This is a genomic window from Variovorax sp. NFACC27 (assembly GCF_048301545.1).
In the GTDB taxonomy this organism is placed as follows: Bacteria; Pseudomonadota; Gammaproteobacteria; order Burkholderiales; family Burkholderiaceae_C; genus Variovorax; species Variovorax gossypii.
Genome location: NZ_CP157613.1, coordinates 4,092,603 through 4,110,576 on the forward strand (window position 1 = coordinate 4,092,603; position 17,974 = coordinate 4,110,576).

The window sequence follows — 17,974 nt, forward strand, 5'->3', positions numbered from 1 at the left end:
TGCGCCCGAGGCGGGCACGAATCATCCTCCGCAAGACCCGGGGCGATTCGGTTCCTTCAAAGAGAGCAATGGACAGACTCCCAGAGATGCAAGTATTCGCGACGGCGATCGACGCCGGGAGGGCTCACCCATGGGCGGCCGGCTGCGATCTCACGACGGCGGTGCTTCTCCGATCAGCCCAGGCGCCACCTGCACGTTGTTGCGCCCCGCTCCCTTGGCCTGGTAGAGCATCTCGTCGGCCTGCTTGACGAGCGCGGCCGCCGTCGTGGCGCCGCCCCGGTAGAACGCCAGGCCGATGCTCGTGCTGATGGCGATCGTGCGCTGCTCGACGGCGAACGGTGCCTGCATGGCCCCTATCAGCTTCTGGGCTGCGGACACCGCGCCATTCGGGTCGGGCAGGCCTTCCATGATCACCGTGAACTCGTCCCCGCCCAGGCGTGCGCGCACATCGCCGGCGCGCAGCGCCTGCGACAGCCTGCCCGCAAAGCCCCGCAGCAGTTCGTCTCCCGCCTGGTGTCCGAACTGGTCGTTGATCCGCTTGAACCCGTCGATGTCCAGGTACATCAGCGCCATCAGCTCGCCGGCCTCCCGGGCGCGCTCCATGGCCTGCGCCAGGCGCACCTCGAACCCCGCGCGATTGGCAAGACCGGTGAGCGGATCGATCTGCGCCAGGTCCACCAGGCGCTTTTCCTCCAGCTTCTGCCGCGTGATGTCGGTGATCACGGCGTGGAAGCCGACGATGGTCTCGTCGTTCACCGCCGGCTGCGGGATGTACTGGGCCTCGTAGCAGTAGTAGCTGTCGCTCTTGGAGATCTCGCTCTGGAAGGTGACGACCTCGCCGGCCAGCGCCGCACGGATGTGCGGCCGCACGCTCTGGTAGGCCGGCTCGCCCAGCAGTTCCTTCACCGTACGCCCCTGGATCTGGTCCCGGGACAGGCCGAAGCCGCGTTCGTAGGCCAGGTTGTTGAATCGATAGCGCTCCTCCGCATCGATGTAGGCCACGCGCATCGGCAGCGCATCAGCCACCGTGCGCAAGCGGGCTTCGCTTTCCTGGAGGGCTTCTTCCGCCTCGTGGTGCGCGGTGATGTCGCTGTCCAGCGTATAGAGGCCGACCACCTCGCCATTCACATCGCGCTCCGGAACCACCGTCGCCTGGACGTCCCGGCGCCCGCTGGGCGTCACCAAGCGGCGCTCGTAGGTGACCTGGCGCCCAGCCAGCGCCGCGTGCAGATGCGGCGCCATCTGCGCCCACGCTTCCTCGCCGTAGAACTTCCACAAGCCCATGCCCAGCATCTGCTCGGTCGGGATCCCGAACCAGTCCTGATGGGCCTTGTTGACGAACCGGAACCGCAGATCGCGGTCCAGGTAGGAAATCAGCGCGGGCAGATGGTCGGTCACCATGCGCAGGCGATGCTCGCTCTCGCGCAGTGCCCGCTCCGCGGCCTTGGCTTGCGAGATGTCACGCATCAGCCCCGAGAAATACTCCACCTTGCCGTGTCTGTCACGGTGCGCGATCACCATGTGGCTCGCCGGAAACTCCCGCTGCTCGGCGTCCCACACCATCGACTCGCCCACCCAGACGCCGGCCTTGGCCGCGGTGGGCACCACCTCGGTCCTGAATCTTTCCATCGTCTGCGGCGGATTGAAATCGGCCGCGCTCAGCTGTTCGATCGATGCGTCGAGGGCCAGCCCCGTGCGGCGGCGCGCGGCCGGGTTCATGTAGATGAGCCGCCCCGTTGCATCCAGCTGGACGATGTAGTCGGTCGTCATGTCGAAGATGGCGGTCAGCGTGCGCAGGGCCCGCTCGGCCCGGGTGCGCTCGGTGATGTCGGTCACCGTACCCACGTGGCCGAGGACGCGCCCTTCCGCGAGCACGGGCCGGCTTCTCAGCGCCACCAGCACCTGGGTCCCGTCGGCGCGATAGAGCCGGCGCGTGGCGTTCAGCGGTGCAGCCGCGCTGACGGTGCGGACCCATTCCTGGCGAACCGTCTCCCGGATCTCCTCGCGCACCAGCGCGAGCCAGCCGTCTGGCGCAGCCTCGCGCGCGAGCCCGTGGATCGCCAGATACTCGTCGTTCACGTAGGTCATGCGCCCTTCGCTGTCGCAGCGGAACAATCCCACGGGCGAGGCGTCGGTGACGGCCGCCATCTCCAGCCGCTGCTCGCGCAGCTCGGCCATCAGTGCGTCGAATTCGCGCGCCAGATCCCCGCGCTCGTCGTTGGCGACGACGTCAAGCTTCACCTGGCTGCCCGGCGAATGGCGCAGGGTGCGGATCGCGTTGCTCAGCGCTTCCAGCGGACGCATGAGCCAGGTGGTTCCCAGCCAGACCAGGACCGCGCAGCCCAGGCCCAGCCAGAGCAACTGCAGCAGCAGGTTTCGCCTCGCCTGCTCCAGCGGCGCATAGGCGATGCGCGCCGGCACGATCAGGCGCAGCTCCCAGTCGGCGGTGCGCACGGCAGCATGCGTTGCCAGGTCCGTTCCGGTATCGCCGGTGAAGGCGACGGGCGCGGCATTCGCCGGCTTGAGCAGCAGTGCCGCATCGGGGTGCATGACGATCTGCGGGGATGGGCCGCGGGTGACGATCACGTAGTAACCGCCCTGTCCGACCGTGGCCCGGCTGAGGTCGCCGAGCATGTTGGGGCGCTGCAGGTTCAGCGCCGCGCCGAGCACGCCGGCGAGACGGCCGTCCGGGCCTTCGACGGGAACGGCCATGACGACCACGGGCTGTTGGCCGCCCTTGGTGAGCAAGGGTGCCGAGATCGCGGGCTCGCGCCGATCGCGTACGCGCCGAAAGTAGTCGCGATCGGAGACGCTCGAAGCCCGCGACGCGGGCGGGTTGCTGGCCACGAGTGTGCCGTCCAGCGTCGCCAGCGCGGCATTGTCGAACATCGCGCGCAGGTCCCTGTCCGCAAGAAAACGCTGCTGCGCCGCGGGATCCGCGAAGCCGTCCTTGCCGAGCTCCCGGGCCGCACGCGCCAGCGCGGCCAGATGGACACCGAGCTTGTAGTCGAGATCGGCTGCGGCGCTGTCGGTCAGCGCCTGCTGCTGCTCACGCATCAGATTGACATACTCGGCGGAGAGGGACCGGTACTGCCACCCGCCCGTCAAGCCGACCAACACAAGGACCAGCGAGGTAATCAGCAGCGCTGTCTTCGTTCTCAGCTTGAGCCGCACTGGGTCTCCTTCGCCACCGGGGGTGGCCATGGCTGCATTTCTGGATGATAGCGACGCCCGCGCGGATCTGTGACCGCTCAATCCAACGCAGATCACGCCGCCTCCTTGGCCGGACGGGACAAGCCCGCCATGTGCAGGCCGCAGCGCTTCGAGGCACATCTTCGCCACGGACGCACCACATGGCCCGAACCACTGCCGCAAGAAACGGCGAGCGTCCATCCATGGAACGGGCATTGGCGCCAGCGGACCTCGCTCGCCCCGCGGCTGCGAGTTGCCCAGGTCATTGCGCCGCCGACAGCCGCGGTCGCCTTCACCGCGTGCGGGCCCGCTCGCACGCCCCGCAGGCACGACCCCAGGGTCGGACGGTTTCATCGGCGCCGGGGGCACCGCTACAACGCCAGGACGGAACTGATGCTCCAGATGCATGCGCCATGACTGGATCACGCGCCATCGGCACTGCCTGCGTGCCCTGTTGCCTGCTGGGCAGAGGCCAGTGCCCCAGCCGAGCTTGCGCCTGGTTCACCCAACGGTACACACCGCTCCACGCCTGTTCACTGCGGCGTCAGCCCATCCAGCGGTATGTGGGATTCCCGATTTTTTTGACGGAAGGATGCCGCGCCCGATCACGTTCTCAATGGATTTGTTTAAAAAACCCCCAATTACCATCAAAAATGAAATTCACCATGCCAAATATCGACGCAATTACATGAAGCGCACTTTCCACAATAAATCAGGTTTGTGAACAAATTGTCATTCACGCAAACAATTCATATATGGCAATTTTATTTACGTTTGTTTGCACCTAGAGTCCACCCCTCGCACAGGGAGGCACGGAGCGCCGGCATACCGGCGTCCACGCGCCCGCAGCTCTTGCGGACGCGCCATTGCCAGGACAGACAACACATGAACAAGATTTTTCGCGTCATTTGGAATGACGCACTCGCTGTTTGGAGCGTTGCCTCCGAATTCGGGCGCGGCCAGGCGAGATCGACGGCGGCAACCCAGGGCGCAACCCTGTTCGCTGCAGCCGTGCTCGCGGCAGCTTCTCTGCCCGCCTCCGCCGCATGCACGACCGACACGAACGCCAATGCGATCAACTGCACGGGAGCTGACCAGAGCACCACAGTGGGAGCCGGACTGGCGACCCCGGCAGGTACGGCGGTAGCCGTCACGTCAGGCGCGACGGTCAGCACCGGCAACAGTTCGGGCATCAGCCTTGGCAACACGGCCAGCATCGTGGTGCAGAGTGGCGCCACGGTCAGCAACAACGCCTCCAACGGGGGAGCATCCCCGTACGCGGGCATCGGCGCGAACACGATCGAGGTCAACAACAACAGCACGATCACCGTCGAGGCTGGAGGCGCTGTCACCGCCAACGGTGCGGGCACCAATTCCGAGGCCATCAATCCCGTGGGCAGCGGAAACACCATCACCAACCACGGAACCATCAGCTCCGCCCACACGGCGATCTGGTTCCAGGCGAGCAGCGGCGTCAACACCGTCGTGAACACCGGCGCGATCATTGCGGGTGCCGGCACGGGCTCGACCACGACGACCGTCATCGGCGCCAGCGGCACGATGGCCGTTGACTTCACCAACAGGGGCAGCCTCACCGGTTCGCTGGCCTTCGCGGGCGGCAGCGATGCGTTGCGCTGGTACACGGGCGGCTCGATCACCGGCAACATCAGCGGCGGGGCGGGCACCGACCTGCTCACGCTGAACAGCGACAACAACGCGAGCGACACCTTTGCGCCGCTGTCTCTCACCGGCTTCGAGACACTGGTCAACAACAGCGGCACCTGGAACTTCCATGTTGCACTGGCGCCGGCAGGCATCACGAGCACCACGGTCTCGGGTGGAACGCTGATCCTGGGTGTCGACAACAGCGCCTACGCAGGCAGCATGACGGTCGGTTCGGGTGGCGTGCTGCAAAGCAGCGCGCAATTCGCACCGGCAGCGATCACCGACAATGGGCTGGTGCGTTTCGCCCAGCCCGACAACGCGACCTATGCCGGCCTCGTGAGCGGCACGGGCGGCATCGAGAAGACCGGCGCGGGCACGCTCACGCTGACGCAGGACCAGGCCTTCGCCGGCACCACCACGGTCAGCGCCGGTACGCTGCAGCTTGGCAATGGCGGCGCCAGCGGCTCGGTGAAAGGCAACATCGTCGACAACGCGACGCTGCTCATCAACCGCTCGGACGCGTTCACGCTATCAGGCACCATCAGCGGCACCGGCGCGCTCGTGCAGTCCGGCCCGGGCACGACGATCCTCACCGCCGACAACAGCTACGCGGGTGGCACCGTCATCAGTGCCGGCACGCTGCAGCTCGGCAACGGCGGCACCTCGGGCAGCATCGCGGGCAACGTCCTGAACAACGCGACGCTGGCCATCAACCGCTCTGACGCGCTCACGCTGTCGGGCACGATCAGCGGCACTGGCTCGCTCATCAAGGAAGGCGCCGGCACCACCACGCTCACCGCGGCCAACAGCTATGGCGGCGGCACCGCGCTCAAGCAAGGCCGGCTGAACGTCGGCAACAGCCTGGCGCTGGGCACCGGCGCGCTGGCGATGGACGACGGCACCACGCTCGGCTTCGCCGCCGACGGCCTGAACCTCGCGAACGCGGTGGCGCTGACCGGCAACAACGACCCGGTGATCGACACCGGCAGCTTCAGCGCGACGCTCAGCGGCAACATCACCGGTGGCGGTTTCATCACCAAGATCGGCAGCGGCACGCTCACGCTCTCGGGCGCCAACAGCTATACCGGCGCGACCGACGTGGCCGAAGGCACCCTGAAGGCGGGTGCCACCGGCACCTTCAGCGCAGCCTCGGCGCACACCGTGCGAAGCGGCGCCACGCTCGACCTTGCGGGCTTCAGCCAGACGGTCGCTTCGCTCGCCAACAGCGGCACCGTCTCGCTGGTGGGTACCGCACCGGGCACCACCCTCACCGTCAACGGCGCCTATGTGGGCAACAACGGCGTGCTGCGGCTGGGCACATTTCTGGGCGACAGCACCAGCGTGAGCGACCGGCTGGTGCTCAACGGTGCAAGCGCCTCGGCCAGCGGCAAGACCAGCGTGCAGATCATCCAGCTCGGTGGCCTGGGCGCGCTGACCACGGGCAACGGCATCGAGGTGGTCTCGGCGCTCAACGGCGCCACCACCACCGCGCAGACCACCAAGGACGCGTTCTCGCTCGCGGGCGGCCACGTCGACGCGGGCGCCTACGAGTACCGCCTGTACGCGGCCGATGCCAGCGGCGCCGGCGAGAACTGGTACCTGCGATCGACCACCACGGCAACGACCGCCACGAGCAGCACAGGCAGCACGGCCAACGCGCCCCATGCAGGCATCCCGGCCACCGTACAGGTTCCCACCTATCGCACCGAAGTCCCGCTCTATGCGGCCCTCCCGGGCCAGCTGCGCCAAGGCAACCTCGCCATGCTCGGCAACCTTCATCTGCGGGTGGGCGACGACGATGCCAGGGCCGGCGCCGATGCGCAGTCCTCCCTCCCGTCCCACCGCCGTGCCTGGGCCCGCGTGCTCTCCACCGACATCGACATCCAGCAGGGCGGCGCGGTATCGCCGTCGAGCAAGGGCCGTCTCACCGGCTTCCAGGCCGGCACCGACCTGCTGGCCATGCCCAACTGGCGCGTGGGCGTCTACGTCGGCCAGCTCGACGGCGATGCCAGCGTGAGGGGCTTTGCCAGCGGCATCCAGAACCTGGGCGTCGGCCGCAATGACCTGCGCAGCCAGTACCTGGGCGTGTACGGCACCTACACCAGCGACAGCGGCTTCTATGCCGACGCGGTGGTGCAGTCGGGCCGCCATCGCTACACGGTCGAGCCCCTGGCGAGTCCGGGCACGAGCGGCAAGGGCAACAGCCTGCTGGGCTCCATCGAAGTGGGGCAGTCCTTCGCGCTGGGCGGCAGCGGCTGGAGCATCGAGCCGCAGCTGCAGCTGATCCATCAGCACATGGACCTGAACAACTCCGCCATCGTCGGCGCCGTCGTCCAGCCGCAGGCCGACAGCGGCTGGATCGCCCGCGCGGGCGTGCGGGTCAAGGGCGAGATCGCGACGGGCGTCGGCACGCTGCAGCCGTACGGCCGCTTCAACGTCTACCGGACATCGAGCGGCGCGGACGTCGCCCGCTTCGTGAACGGCGCGACCACCACCGACATCTCCGCGCCGACGGGCGGCACGAGCACCGAGCTCGCGGGCGGCTTCACGCTCGCGCTGGGCCCGTCGACCAGCCTCTACGGCGAAGTCGGCAAGCTCTGGGCGAGCGGCGGCAACGCCAGGGTGAAGAGCTCGATCAACGGATCGGTCGGCGTGCGCATGAAGTGGTGAGACCCCGGCGGGACAGAGATCCCGCCAGCCGCGCCGCGAGACCACGACGGCCTATCGCTCGCCGGTGACCTCGAGTTCGACGCGTCGATTGGGTTGCAGACAGGCGATGAGCTGGGCGCGCTGCCGGCCGTCGACACACGAAACCAGCGGCTGCGTCTTGCCGACCCCGAAGGCGCGCAGTGCCGACGGCGGCAGGCCCCGTGCGATCAGGTAGTCACGCACGGTCGCAGCCCGCGCAGCCGACAGCGCCTGGTTGTACGCGTCGCTGCCCAGCCTGTCCGTGTGGCCGATCACGGTGATCGCGTCGAAGCGCTTGTACTGGCCCTTGAGCTGGGCGGCCAGTTGGTCGAGCTGCTCGCGTCCGTCGGCCGACATGTCGGCCGTGCCCGACTTGTCAAAGGCAAACAGCGCATCGGCTGCCATCCTGAAGCGTTGCGGCGCGGAGGCGGCGGCAGCCGCCGGCACCGGCGCCGCCGCATCGACCTTCGGCGAAAGGTAACCCGCGCAGGCCGGGTCCTTCCAGTACATCGCATCGGAGAGGCCCTCCCTGTAGACCACCTTGTACTGGCAGGTGACGAATTCGTCGCCTCGGCCGGTGCGGAAGTTGAACAGGTAGTCCCACTCCTTGGGGCCGAAGAGGCCTTCGCCGAAGTGCGGATAGCTGATGAGCTCGCGCACCTGGTTCTTCGTCATCCCCCGGCCGACGCGGCGCAGCTGCTCCACATTGACGAAGGTCCCGCCCTTGAGCCAGGCGCTGCCCGCCTCAGGAAAGTGCACGGAGTCGGTGGCGGCAGGCGCCGCACCGGTCTGCTCGGGCACGGCGGTGCCCGTCGCGCAGCCTCCCAGCATCGCCACCAGGGCGGTCAGTGCGAGGCAATGGAATGTAGTGTGTGTTTTCATGGATGTTGTTCCTCTTGCGCTCAGTCGAACGAGAACCCGAAGCCCACGCGCACGATGGCCTTGCTGCCGCCGGTGGCCCAGCCCACGCCCGCATGCAGGGTGGTCTGCCCGTTCTCCGAGCGTTTGAGCAGGTTGAAGCCGATGCCGGCCTGCCCGTTGTAGCCCGCGACCGCACCGCTCACGTGGTAGCGCCCCGGCTCCACCGGCGTGACCACCGCCATCGCTGCCGAGGCCGCGATGCCCCCCGAGAGCATCCGCGTGTTGGCATCGACCTTGTCGCCCAGGGCATTGATGCGGTTGTTGAGACCGGCGCTGGTCGCGTTGAGCTGGTTGACGTTGACGGCATCGGTGCCGGCCACGCCCGGCGCCACGTTGTGCACCGTGACCGGCGCGGTGGCATTGCTGCCGCCCATGGTCACGCTGTTGTAGTTGACCGAGCCGTCCGCGTTGGTGTCGTACTTCACCGTCGACTGGTCGATGGCGGCGACCGTGCCCTGCACGCCCCGCAGCTGCGAGACGTTGACCGCGTCGCTGTCGGCCGTGCCCGCGGCCACGCCGGTGATCTGGCGGAACTGGCCGCTGGCGGCATTGCCCACCGACACCGCTGCCAGCGTGCTGGTGGTCGCACCGATGGCGATGCGTTGCGCGTCGGTCGCGGTGGGCGGCACGTAGCCCGCCACGCCCGCGGCCGTCGATGCCACCGAGCCCGCGCCCAGCGCCACGCCGCCGGCCTGCGTCACGCTCGTGCCGGCGCCCAGTGCGACGCCCTGCACCGCGGCTGCGGACGACTGCGTGCCCAGCGCGATGGAGTCGGCCAGGTGCGAGGTCGCGCCCTGGCCGATCGCGATGCCGCCCGGCGCGCTCTGCTGCACCACGGCGCCGTTGCCGATGCCCACGCCGTTGTTGCCGTTGACCACCGTCTGCGGGCCGACCGCCACCGACTCCGTGCCGATGGCCAGCGAGTCGGCCGCCGTGGAGTTGGCGTGGAAGTACTGGATCGGCGTGACCGCGAAGGACTGCAGCGCGCCGCTGAGCTGACGCACCGTGACCGCGTCCTGCGCCTGCGTGCCGTCGGCGACGTTGGTGATCTGGCGGTAGGTGGTGGCGCTGCCGACCGAGAGGGCTCCCACCAGCGTTCGGTCGGTCGTGTTGAAGGGAATCAGCGAACTGCCCGCGGGGATGTTGCCGGTGCTGCCTGCGACCGCGCGGTCGGAGACGGAGCTCGCGCCGAGGGCAATCCCGCCGTTGACGGTCGAGCTGGCATCCTTGCCCACGGCGACGGCGTCGGCCGCCTGCGCGCCGAGGTTGTCCTCGTTGCCGCCGCCGGTGGATTGGACGCTGAAGTACCTGATCTTGTTGGCGGTGACCGTGGTGCTCAGGTTCGCGATCGACTGGTTGGTCGCGTAGAGCTGCGAGCCGTTGATGGCGTCGGTGGAGGTCTGCGAGAGCCTGCCGGCCGCGACGTTGGTGATCGTGCGCTCGGCGCCGACGGCGCCGACACTGACCGTGCTCGTCGGCCCGGTCCCCGCGAAGTTGTAGGTCGTGCCGTTGATCACCGTGCTGGCCGTGCCGACGGCGACATCGGTGGTGGAGCCCGAGCCCAGCGCCACCGCACCGGCGTTGTTGGCCACCGCGTTCGGCCCGATCGCGACGGAGTCCGTCCCCAGCGCCTGCGAGTCGGGCTGGGTCGAGTTCGCATGGAAGTACTTGATGCCTGCACCGGCGTTGATGTTGGCGATGTCGGTCGTGTTCTTCGTGACCTGCTGGTTCGTGCCGTACAGCTGCGAACCGTTGATCGCGTCGGTCGACGTGTCGGAGATCCGGCCGGCCGCCACGTTGGTGATGGTGCGCTCGGTACCCGGCGCGCCAACGCTCACGGTCGAGGTCGGCGTGGTGCCGGCGAACTTGTAGGTCGTGCCACCGACCACCGTGCTGGCCGTGCCGACGACCGTGGTCGTGACCGAGCCGGAGCCCAGCGCGACGTCGCCCGCATTGGCGCTCGCCGTTGCCGCGTCGCCGATGGCCACACCGCCCGCCTTGCCCACCGCGCCGGCCGTGGAACCGTTGCCCAGCGCCACCGAGCCCTGGCCGATCGCCTTGTTGCCATTGCCGATCGCGACCGCACCATTGGCCTGGTTCGCAGCCGTGGCCGAGGCCGTGCCGTCACTGTTGGCGATGTTGTTGGCGCCACCGGTGAAGGCACCGGTACCGCTGGCATAGCTCGGATCGCCGATCGCCACGGCACCGTTGCCGTAGGCGGTGTTGCCCGAGCCGATCGAGATGGCCTTGCCCCCCGTGGCTGTCGCACCCTTGCCGATGGCCACCGCCTCCGCGGAATCGGCCGTCGCGGTGCTGCCGATCGCGATGGTGTCCGCGGCGCTGGCGCGCGCGCCATTGCCCATGGCGACGCCGCTGGTCCCCGCAGCCAAGGCGTTCACGCCGGCGGCCAGGGCATTGACACCCGTGGCGCCGTCGTTCGCATAGTTCGCCTGCTGCGTGCCGTTGTCGTTCACGGCGTAATAGTGGATCTTCGCGCCGTTCACCTGGGTGGTCAGCTGGCTCACGTTCACCGCATCGGTGGGCGCCACGCCAGGCGCCACGTTGGTGATCACCGTGTTGTTCGCGTTGATGCCGGTGGTCGTCACGCTCGGGCCGCCCGTGATCGTCAGGCCTGCGTTGTTGATGACCGTGCCGCCCGCGGTCACGCTGGTGAAGCTCGGTGTCGCGCTGGTGGCGATCTGCACCTCCGAGCCGTTCTGCGTGATCGCGATGTTGTTGCCCGCCGTGTAGGTGGCGGTGCCCCCCGGGGCGATGTTCTGCACGCTCGTACCGGTCACGGTGCCCGTGCCCGTCTGCGCCGTGGTCACGTTCCAGCCCTTGCCCGCCGTCACCCCGATGTTGGCGAGCTCGGTGTTGGTGGCGAACAGCTGCGAGCCGTTGATCGCGTCGGTCGAGGTCCCGGAGATCCGGCCGGCCGCCACGTTGGTGATCGTGCGTTCATTGCCCACGCTGCCCACGCTCACGGTGCTCGTCGCTGCGGTGCCCTGGAAGGTGTGGACCGTGCCGTTGACGGTTGCACTCGGGGTGTTGACCACGGCCGCCGTGGTCGAGCCCGAACCCAGTGCCACGTCACCCGCATTGGCGCCCGCCGCCGCGCCGGCACCCAGTGCCACCCCGTTCACGGCGCTGACGGCGGCGTTGTTGCCCATGGCCACGCCGCCCGTGGCAGCCACCGTGGTGCTGGCCCCCACGCCCGCGGCGACGGAGTTGATGCCTTTGGCCCCGTCGTTGTTGACGTTGGCGCCAGCCACCCCGTTGTCGTTCACGCTGTAGTACTTGGTCTTGCTGGCCGCCACCGTGTTGGTCAACTGATCCACGTTCACCGCATCGGTGGGCGCCACGCCAGGCGCCACGTTGGTGATCACCGTGTTGTTCGCGTTGATGCCGGTGGTCGTCACGCTCGGGCCGCCCGTGATCGTCAGGCCTGCGTTGTTGATGACCGTGCCGCCCGCGGTCACGCTGGTGAAGCTCGGTGTCGCGCTGGTGGCGATCTGCACCTCCGAGCCGTTCTGCGTGATCGCGATGTTGTTGCCCGCCGTGTAGGTGGCGGTACCGCCCGGGGCGATGTTCTGCACGCTCGTGCCCGTCACGGTGCCCGTGCCCGTCTGCGCCGTGGTCACGTTCCAGCCCTTGCCGGCCGTGGCCGCCACGTCGTCGATCGCAGCATTGGTGGCGAAGAGTTGCGAGCCGTTGATCGCGTCGGTCGAGGTCCCGGAGATCCGTCCGGCCGCGACATTGGTGATGGTGCGCTCGGCGCCGGAAGCCCCCACGCTCACGGTCGAGGCCGGCGTGGTGCCCTGGAAGTTGTAGGTCTTGCCGTTGATCACGGTGCTGGCCGTGCCGACGGCCGTGGTCGTGGTCGAGCCGGAGCCCAGTGCCACGTCGCCGGCGTTGTTGGCGACCGAGTTCGAGCCCAGCGCCACGCCGTTCGCCGCCTTGGCACTGGCCGTGTCGCCCACGGCGACGCCGCCAGCGGCCGTGACGGACGAGGCGTTGCCGAGCGCCGTGGCGCGCGCCGCCGCAGCGTTCGCACCGGGGCCAACGGCCGAGGCACCCTCGCCGGACGCACTGGCGAATTCACCGACCGCCAGGCTGTTGGTGGCGCTGGCGTTGGAGAAGGCGCCCACCGCGGTGGAGCCGCTGACCCCCGATGCCGTGGCGTTGACGCCGATCGCAGTGCTGCTGACCGCCGACGCCTTGGTGCCGGTGCCGATCGCGATGGCGTCGCCGGCCGACGCGCTCGCCTGGAAGCCCTGTGCCAGGGCCTGGTCGCCCGACGCCGAGGCGGCGACGCCGGCCGCCAGCGAATTCGCGCCCGTCGCACCGTTGTTGGTGTAGTTCGCCTGCTGCGTGCCGCCGTCGTTCACGCTGTAGTAGTGGGTGGGCGTGCTGGCGGCGATGGCCGCGACGGCCTGGTTGGTGGCGAAGAGCTGCGAGCCGTTGATCGCGTCGGTCGAGGTCCCGGAGATCCGGCCGGCCGCCACGTTGGTGATCGTGCGCTCGTTGCCCACGCTGCCCACGCTCACCGTGCTCGTGGGGTTGGTGCCCTGGAAGTTGTAGGTCGTGCCGCCGATGGTCACGTTGGGCGTGCCCACGGCCGTGGCCGTGACCGAGCCGGAGCCCAGCGCGACGTCGCCTGCATTGGCGCTCGCCGTTGCCGCATCGCCGATGGCCACGCCGCCCGCCTTGCCCACCGCGCCGGCCGTCGAGCCGTTGCCCAGCGCCACAGAGCCTTGGCCGATCGCCTTGTTCCCGTTGCCGATCGCGACCGCACCATTGGCCTGGTTGGCTGCCGTGGCCGAGGCCGTGCCGTCGCTGTTGGCGATGTTGTCGGCGCCGCCGGTGAAGGCACCGGTGCCGCTCGCATAGCTCGGATCGCCGATCGCGACCGCGCCGTTGCCGTAGGCGGTGTTGCCCGAGCCGATCGAGACGGCCTTGCCACCCGTGGCTGTCGAACCGTTGCCGATCGCCACCGCATCGCCGGCATCGGCGACGGCGCTGTTGCCCATCGCGATCGCATTGAGCGCGGAAGCCTTGGCGCTGTTGCCGAGTGCGATCGCCTGGGCCGCGGATGCCGCGGCGAGTGCGCCCACCGCAGTGGCGTTCTGGCCGGTGGCCGCCGTGCCGAATCCCAGCGCAGTGGCGCGTGAGACGGTTGCCGTGGCGTTGTTGCCCATCGCGACGGTACCGACAGCCGCGGCGTTGGCGCCCGACCCTGCCGCGACCGCGCCGACGCCGCTCGAGACCGCCTGATTGCCCATGGCCAGCGCGAAGTCGGCCGAGGCATTGGCGAGGTTGCCGAGGGCTGCCGAGCTGATGCCCGTCGCGTTGGCGAATGTACCGATGGCTGCGGAGTCGGACCCTGCGGCATTGGCCGAACGGCCGCCGGCGAACGCACGGTCGCCGCTGGCCGCGGCGCTGCCGACGGCGGTGGAGTTCGCTCCCGTGGCAGCGGAGAAAGTACCCAAGGCGCTGGCACCGGCTGCGGTGGCAGTGGCGGCCGCGCCCAGCGCCACCGCATTGATGCTGCTTGCGACAGTGCCGGAACCCAGCGCCATGGCTGCGGCGCCCGAGGCCGCCGCATTCGGACCGGCGGCGACCGAGCTTTGCGCGGTTGCCTTGCTCTGGAAGCCGATGGCGGTGGCGTTGTCCTGCGACGCCGTCACATCCGTGCCAATGGCAACGGCACCCACGCCCGTGGCCCCCGTCCCCGCCGCCGTGCGCGAGCCGATGTAGACCGAATTCAGCTGGGTCGCGACCGACTGGAAGCCCACGGCGATGGCATTCTGGGCGGTCGCGGTCGCGGTGTTGCCCTGCGCGACGGTATCCAATGCGGCCGCATTGGCCTGGAATCCAAGTGCAAGGCTGCGCAACCCGGTCGCCCTCGCAGTCACGCCGATGGAGGTGGCGTTGTCCCCGCTGGCCAGGGCCAGACTGCCAACGGCAACAGCGTTGCCGCCACTCGCGGTCACGTCCGTGCCGATCCCGATGGAGCCCCCGCCTAGTGCGCCCGTGGTGGGGCCCGTGCGCGCGCCCAGATAGATGGAGTTGACGCCCGTGGTGTAGGCCTGAAACCCCAGGGAAATGGAATTCTGTGCGGAGCTAAGGGCGTTGTAGCCCACGGCGAGCCCGCCGAGTTGCTGGGCTTGCGCGAGAGAGCCCAGCGCGGTGGCCCCGATGCCCGAGGCTTTGGACTGCAGGCCCATGCACGAGGCGGTGCTGTTGTACGCGTTGTAGGGCGATACCGAGCAGTCGACCGACTGCGCCTGCGCCAGCGACGGCACGGCCATGCCACCCAGCGTCATCAGCGCCGTCATGAGCCCCGCGCGCAAGTGCCCGGAGGCGAGCAACGTGAGCGCGCCGGGCGCAGCCGCCACGCGGCTGCCGCCCCGCTTGCCTCGGGCGCGGGTGTTTTCCGACGCCGCGACCCAGGCGCCAAGGGATTCATTCCAAATTGAACAATAAGTCGTATTCATGAGGCTCCGTCCGTTCGATTCAAAGCGCGTCTCCCTGGAAATTGCTCTATTAACTGTTGTTTACAACTATTGACGACGGAGTTAACGATTGCAACTTGGCTTGTTGCTTTTCGGAGGAATTTGGTCGAACCGATTTAGATTTCCATGTAAAAATCAAAAACCAATAGTAATATAAAGTTACTAATTAATTCTATTTCTTACCTCATTTTTGGCTCTTCAAGATGTGACTTCCTTGTCATTTTTTTGTTCTTTTATCGAAGACCCGATGAATAGCTGCCGCTTTTCGTGGTGTATTGCCGCGATTGCAGGAAAGTTGCGGCCGGGAGGTGACGGCGGACGGAGAAACGCCCGCGCTGGCGGTCTGGAAGAGGCGCCTGCGTTGCTGGGACACCCTCCTCGGCGCGAAGTCGCGTCAGCGAACCACCTGCCACATGGGCCTGCAGGCCCTGACGCCCGCTGACACTCTGCGGCAGGCCGGTTGCCTCGATGGAGTGGGGTCACCCGCGAAGCGCCCCAGCCCGCACGGGATGTGTTTCCTCCAGCGATCGCCAGGATGGAGGGCGCCCGGCGCGAAGTCGTGACCGCCCGGCAAGAGCTTGAAGTGGCTGAACGCAGTTCCTGCAACGGCATTTCGCGATCACCTGGATGTTTCTGCGGGTGCCTACCTTCTCAAATTACCTCGGCGGCAGCCAGCACCAAATGGATCCGCCTTGCAAGGCATGGCGCGCCATATTCAAGGGCTTTTTCGATCAATATCTCCCCGGAAGCCGTTGCTCTTACGCAACGACTTCCGGTAAAGCTCTCGCAACCAAGGGGCAGCGCAGCGATTACATCGAAAAATGAATTGGTGAATGTCAATTTTGATATGAATAAAAAACCACAAACCAAGAATCAAAAATCCCGTTAAGCCACTCACGATGCATGCCCGAAAGAAATCAATTTATTTAATTTCACGCGCCGTTGCCTCTGCCTCACGGTCGCGAATTCGAGAAGCTTGGGTGCCTCTGATGGGCTGCAGTCCGACACGGACCACCTGCTCAGAGGATGCGTTTTGCAGGGCCAGATCAGGGCTCCAGGCGCTGCTGTGGCTGGTTGACCGACCAGGGGCGGAGTTCTCGAGCGGGGCCTTCATGGCTTGGGCTGTTGCACGCAGCGTTCGGCATCTGTTCAACGACGCGGGCCGTCTGCGCCCAGAACACCGACATCGAGAAGTTCAACGGCAAGGTCCGCGACGAGGGTCTAACAAGCAGTGACTCGAATCGCTTGCGCAGGCCAGCGAAAGGTCACCCGGCGGCGGCGCGACTACAACGAGAAGCGGCCCCACATTTCGCTGGGCCGCACCCGGCCAGCCAGGTTCGCCAACTGGCATCCCCGCCGGGCTCAGGATTCCATGGAAATCAACAGCCGCGCCATTCGGGGAGCAGCAACATCCCCTTCCCTGGGGCCTCTCAAGAAGGACCGTGCAGCGCGCCCATGGGCGATGGGCCAGGATCTGAGCGTGGCGGTGCTTCTCCGATCAGCCCAGGCGCCACCTGCACGTTGGTGCGCCCCGCTCCCTTGGCCTGGTAGAGCATCTCGTCGGCCTGCTTGACGAGCGCGGCCGCCGTCGTGGCGCCGCCCCGGTAGAACGCCAGGCCGATGCTCGTGCTGATGGCGATCGTGCGCTGCTCGACGGCGAACGGTGCCTGCATGGCCCCTATCAGCTTCTGGGCTGCGGACACCGCGCCATTCGGGTCGGGCAGGCCTTCCATGATCACCGTGAACTCGTCCCCGCCCAGGCGTGCGCGCACATCGCCGGCGCGCAGCGCCTGCGACAGCCTGCCCGCAAAGCCCCGCAGCAGTTCGTCTCCCGCCTGGTGCCCGAACTGGTCGTTGATCCGCTTGAACCCGTCGATGTCCAGGTACATCAGCGCCATCAGCGCGCCGGGCGATCCGTTGACCTGCCATGACTCGCTGGAGGGGGTGCCGCCAGTTTCACCCCGGCACACCACCACGGTCAGTGTCGACGCACCCCTCAGGCAGATTCAGCGCTTGCCGGGTGCGCAGACCGGTCGCAATACTCGATCAGGAGCTCGGTGAGGACCCGCACCTTTCGCGCGGGATGCGGACCTGGCGGGCGGATGACATAGGCACCGGCCGGAGGTGGTGGATGACGTGTCATGACCGGCACGAGTGCCCCGGAAGCCACATGTTCATGGGTGAGCCAATCGGGCAGGTAGGCAATCCCGAGTCCTGCTGTGGCTGCGGCAACCAAAGCAGTGCCGTTGTCGGCTTTGAAGCGCCCCTGCGGACGGACCGTGATGACCTTGTCGCCGTCCATGAGTTGCCAGGCCTCGGTTCCCTGCATGAGAGCCTGATGGGCGACGAGTTCCTCCGGTGTCTCGGGCGATCCATGCGCCTTGACATAGTCCGGACTCGCGACGAGCTTCCCGTGGATCGGGCCGATGCGTCTTGCAATCAAGTTGGAGTCCGGAAGATAGCCAACCCGTATCGCACAGTCGTAACCCTCCGCGATGAGGTCAACGAAGCGATCGCTGTAGCAGGTCTGGATATGAAGCCGAGGGTGGCGTCGTGCCATTTCCGCAAGGATGGGAGCGAAGTGAGTCGGGCCCAGAGAAAACGGCACGGCAACACGCAGGCGGCCACGAAGTTCACCGGCGGGCAGGATCGTTTCCCGGGCCGCGTCGATCTCGGCGCAGACCCTGGCTGCGTGGTCCCGGAACGTGGTCCCGGCTTCAGTGAGCGCAGCGCCGCGGGTGGATCGCGCAAGCAACTGGACACCGAGTTCCGCTTCAAGCCGAAAGAGGCGACGGCTGACGATGGACTTGGACACGCCGAGCCGGAGCGCGGCGGCCGAAACCCCGCCGGCATCGGCGACTTCCACGAACGTCCGCAGCTCTTCGATGTCCAACTCGGTGTTCCTCTTTCTGCGACACAGCTCGCCGCGGGATGGTACTACCGCGTCAAAAAGGGGAACAACACAATCCTGAGCTCGGGCCACGTCGCCGCCG

8 protein-coding genes are annotated in these 17,974 nt (G+C 67.7%); 3 read left to right on the forward strand and 5 right to left on the reverse strand.

The annotated features are described in order from the left end of the window. Positions 1–150 precede the first annotated feature (150 nt). Positions 151–3,204, reverse strand: coding sequence for a PAS domain-containing protein (locus ABL840_RS19175; RefSeq protein ID WP_418116335.1), 3,054 nt, complete (start codon positions 3,202–3,204; stop codon positions 151–153). 394 nt (positions 3,205–3,598) lie between these two features. Here ABL840_RS19175 and ABL840_RS19180 point away from each other — a divergent pair, with 394 nt between their 5' ends. Together ABL840_RS19180 and ABL840_RS19185 are read left to right on the forward strand one after the other, a co-directional pair. Next, positions 3,599–3,916, forward strand: a complete 318-nt coding sequence (locus ABL840_RS19180; protein ID WP_143043032.1) for a hypothetical protein — start codon at positions 3,599–3,601, stop codon at positions 3,914–3,916. A gap of 161 nt (positions 3,917–4,077) precedes the next feature. Further along, the gene (locus ABL840_RS19185; RefSeq protein ID WP_418116336.1) at positions 4,078–7,527 is read left to right on the forward strand and encodes an autotransporter outer membrane beta-barrel domain-containing protein; all 3,450 of its coding nucleotides are present in this window, start codon (positions 4,078–4,080) and stop codon (positions 7,525–7,527) included. A gap of 51 nt (positions 7,528–7,578) precedes the next feature. On the opposite strand, the gene ABL840_RS19190 is transcribed toward ABL840_RS19185, so the two are convergent. Continuing rightward, positions 7,579–8,427: an OmpA family protein gene (locus ABL840_RS19190; RefSeq protein WP_093307599.1), complete on the reverse strand. Its 849-nt coding sequence runs from the start codon at positions 8,425–8,427 to the stop codon at positions 7,579–7,581. Positions 8,428–8,447: 20 nt separating this feature from the next. Further along, the gene (locus tag ABL840_RS19195) at positions 8,448–14,963 is read right to left on the reverse strand and encodes an ESPR-type extended signal peptide-containing protein (RefSeq protein ID WP_093429457.1); all 6,516 of its coding nucleotides are present in this window, start codon (positions 14,961–14,963) and stop codon (positions 8,448–8,450) included. 577 nt (positions 14,964–15,540) lie between these two features. Between ABL840_RS19195 and ABL840_RS19200 the strand changes: the two genes are divergently transcribed. Then, positions 15,541–15,870 carry a hypothetical protein gene (locus tag ABL840_RS19200; RefSeq protein ID WP_143043031.1) on the forward strand — a complete coding sequence of 110 codons (330 nt, stop codon included), beginning with the start codon at positions 15,541–15,543 and terminating at the stop codon, positions 15,868–15,870. 541 nt (positions 15,871–16,411) lie between these two features. Here the strand turns inward: ABL840_RS19200 and ABL840_RS19205 are convergent. Together ABL840_RS19205 and ABL840_RS19210 are read right to left on the reverse strand one after the other, a co-directional pair. Beyond that, complete coding sequence (locus ABL840_RS19205) at positions 16,412–16,951, reverse strand: diguanylate cyclase domain-containing protein (protein WP_418116337.1); 540 nt, start codon at positions 16,949–16,951, stop codon at positions 16,412–16,414. Between the two features lie 26 nt (positions 16,952–16,977). Continuing rightward, the gene (locus ABL840_RS19210) at positions 16,978–17,874 is read right to left on the reverse strand and encodes a LysR family transcriptional regulator (protein WP_093307594.1); all 897 of its coding nucleotides are present in this window, start codon (positions 17,872–17,874) and stop codon (positions 16,978–16,980) included. Positions 17,875–17,974 lie beyond the last annotated feature (100 nt).

Coding starts and splice junctions, on each gene's coding strand:
- ABL840_RS19180 (WP_143043032.1), top strand. CDS start 3,599: ATGCGCCATGACTGGATCACGCGCCATCGGCACTGCCTGCGTGCCCTG.
- ABL840_RS19195 (WP_093429457.1), bottom strand. CDS start 14,963: ATGAATACGACTTATTGTTCAATTTGGAATGAATCCCTTGGCGCCTGG.
- ABL840_RS19185 (WP_418116336.1), top strand. CDS start 4,078: ATGAACAAGATTTTTCGCGTCATTTGGAATGACGCACTCGCTGTTTGG.
- ABL840_RS19190 (WP_093307599.1), bottom strand. CDS start 8,427: ATGAAAACACACACTACATTCCATTGCCTCGCACTGACCGCCCTGGTG.
- ABL840_RS19175 (WP_418116335.1), bottom strand. CDS start 3,204: ATGGCCACCCCCGGTGGCGAAGGAGACCCAGTGCGGCTCAAGCTGAGA.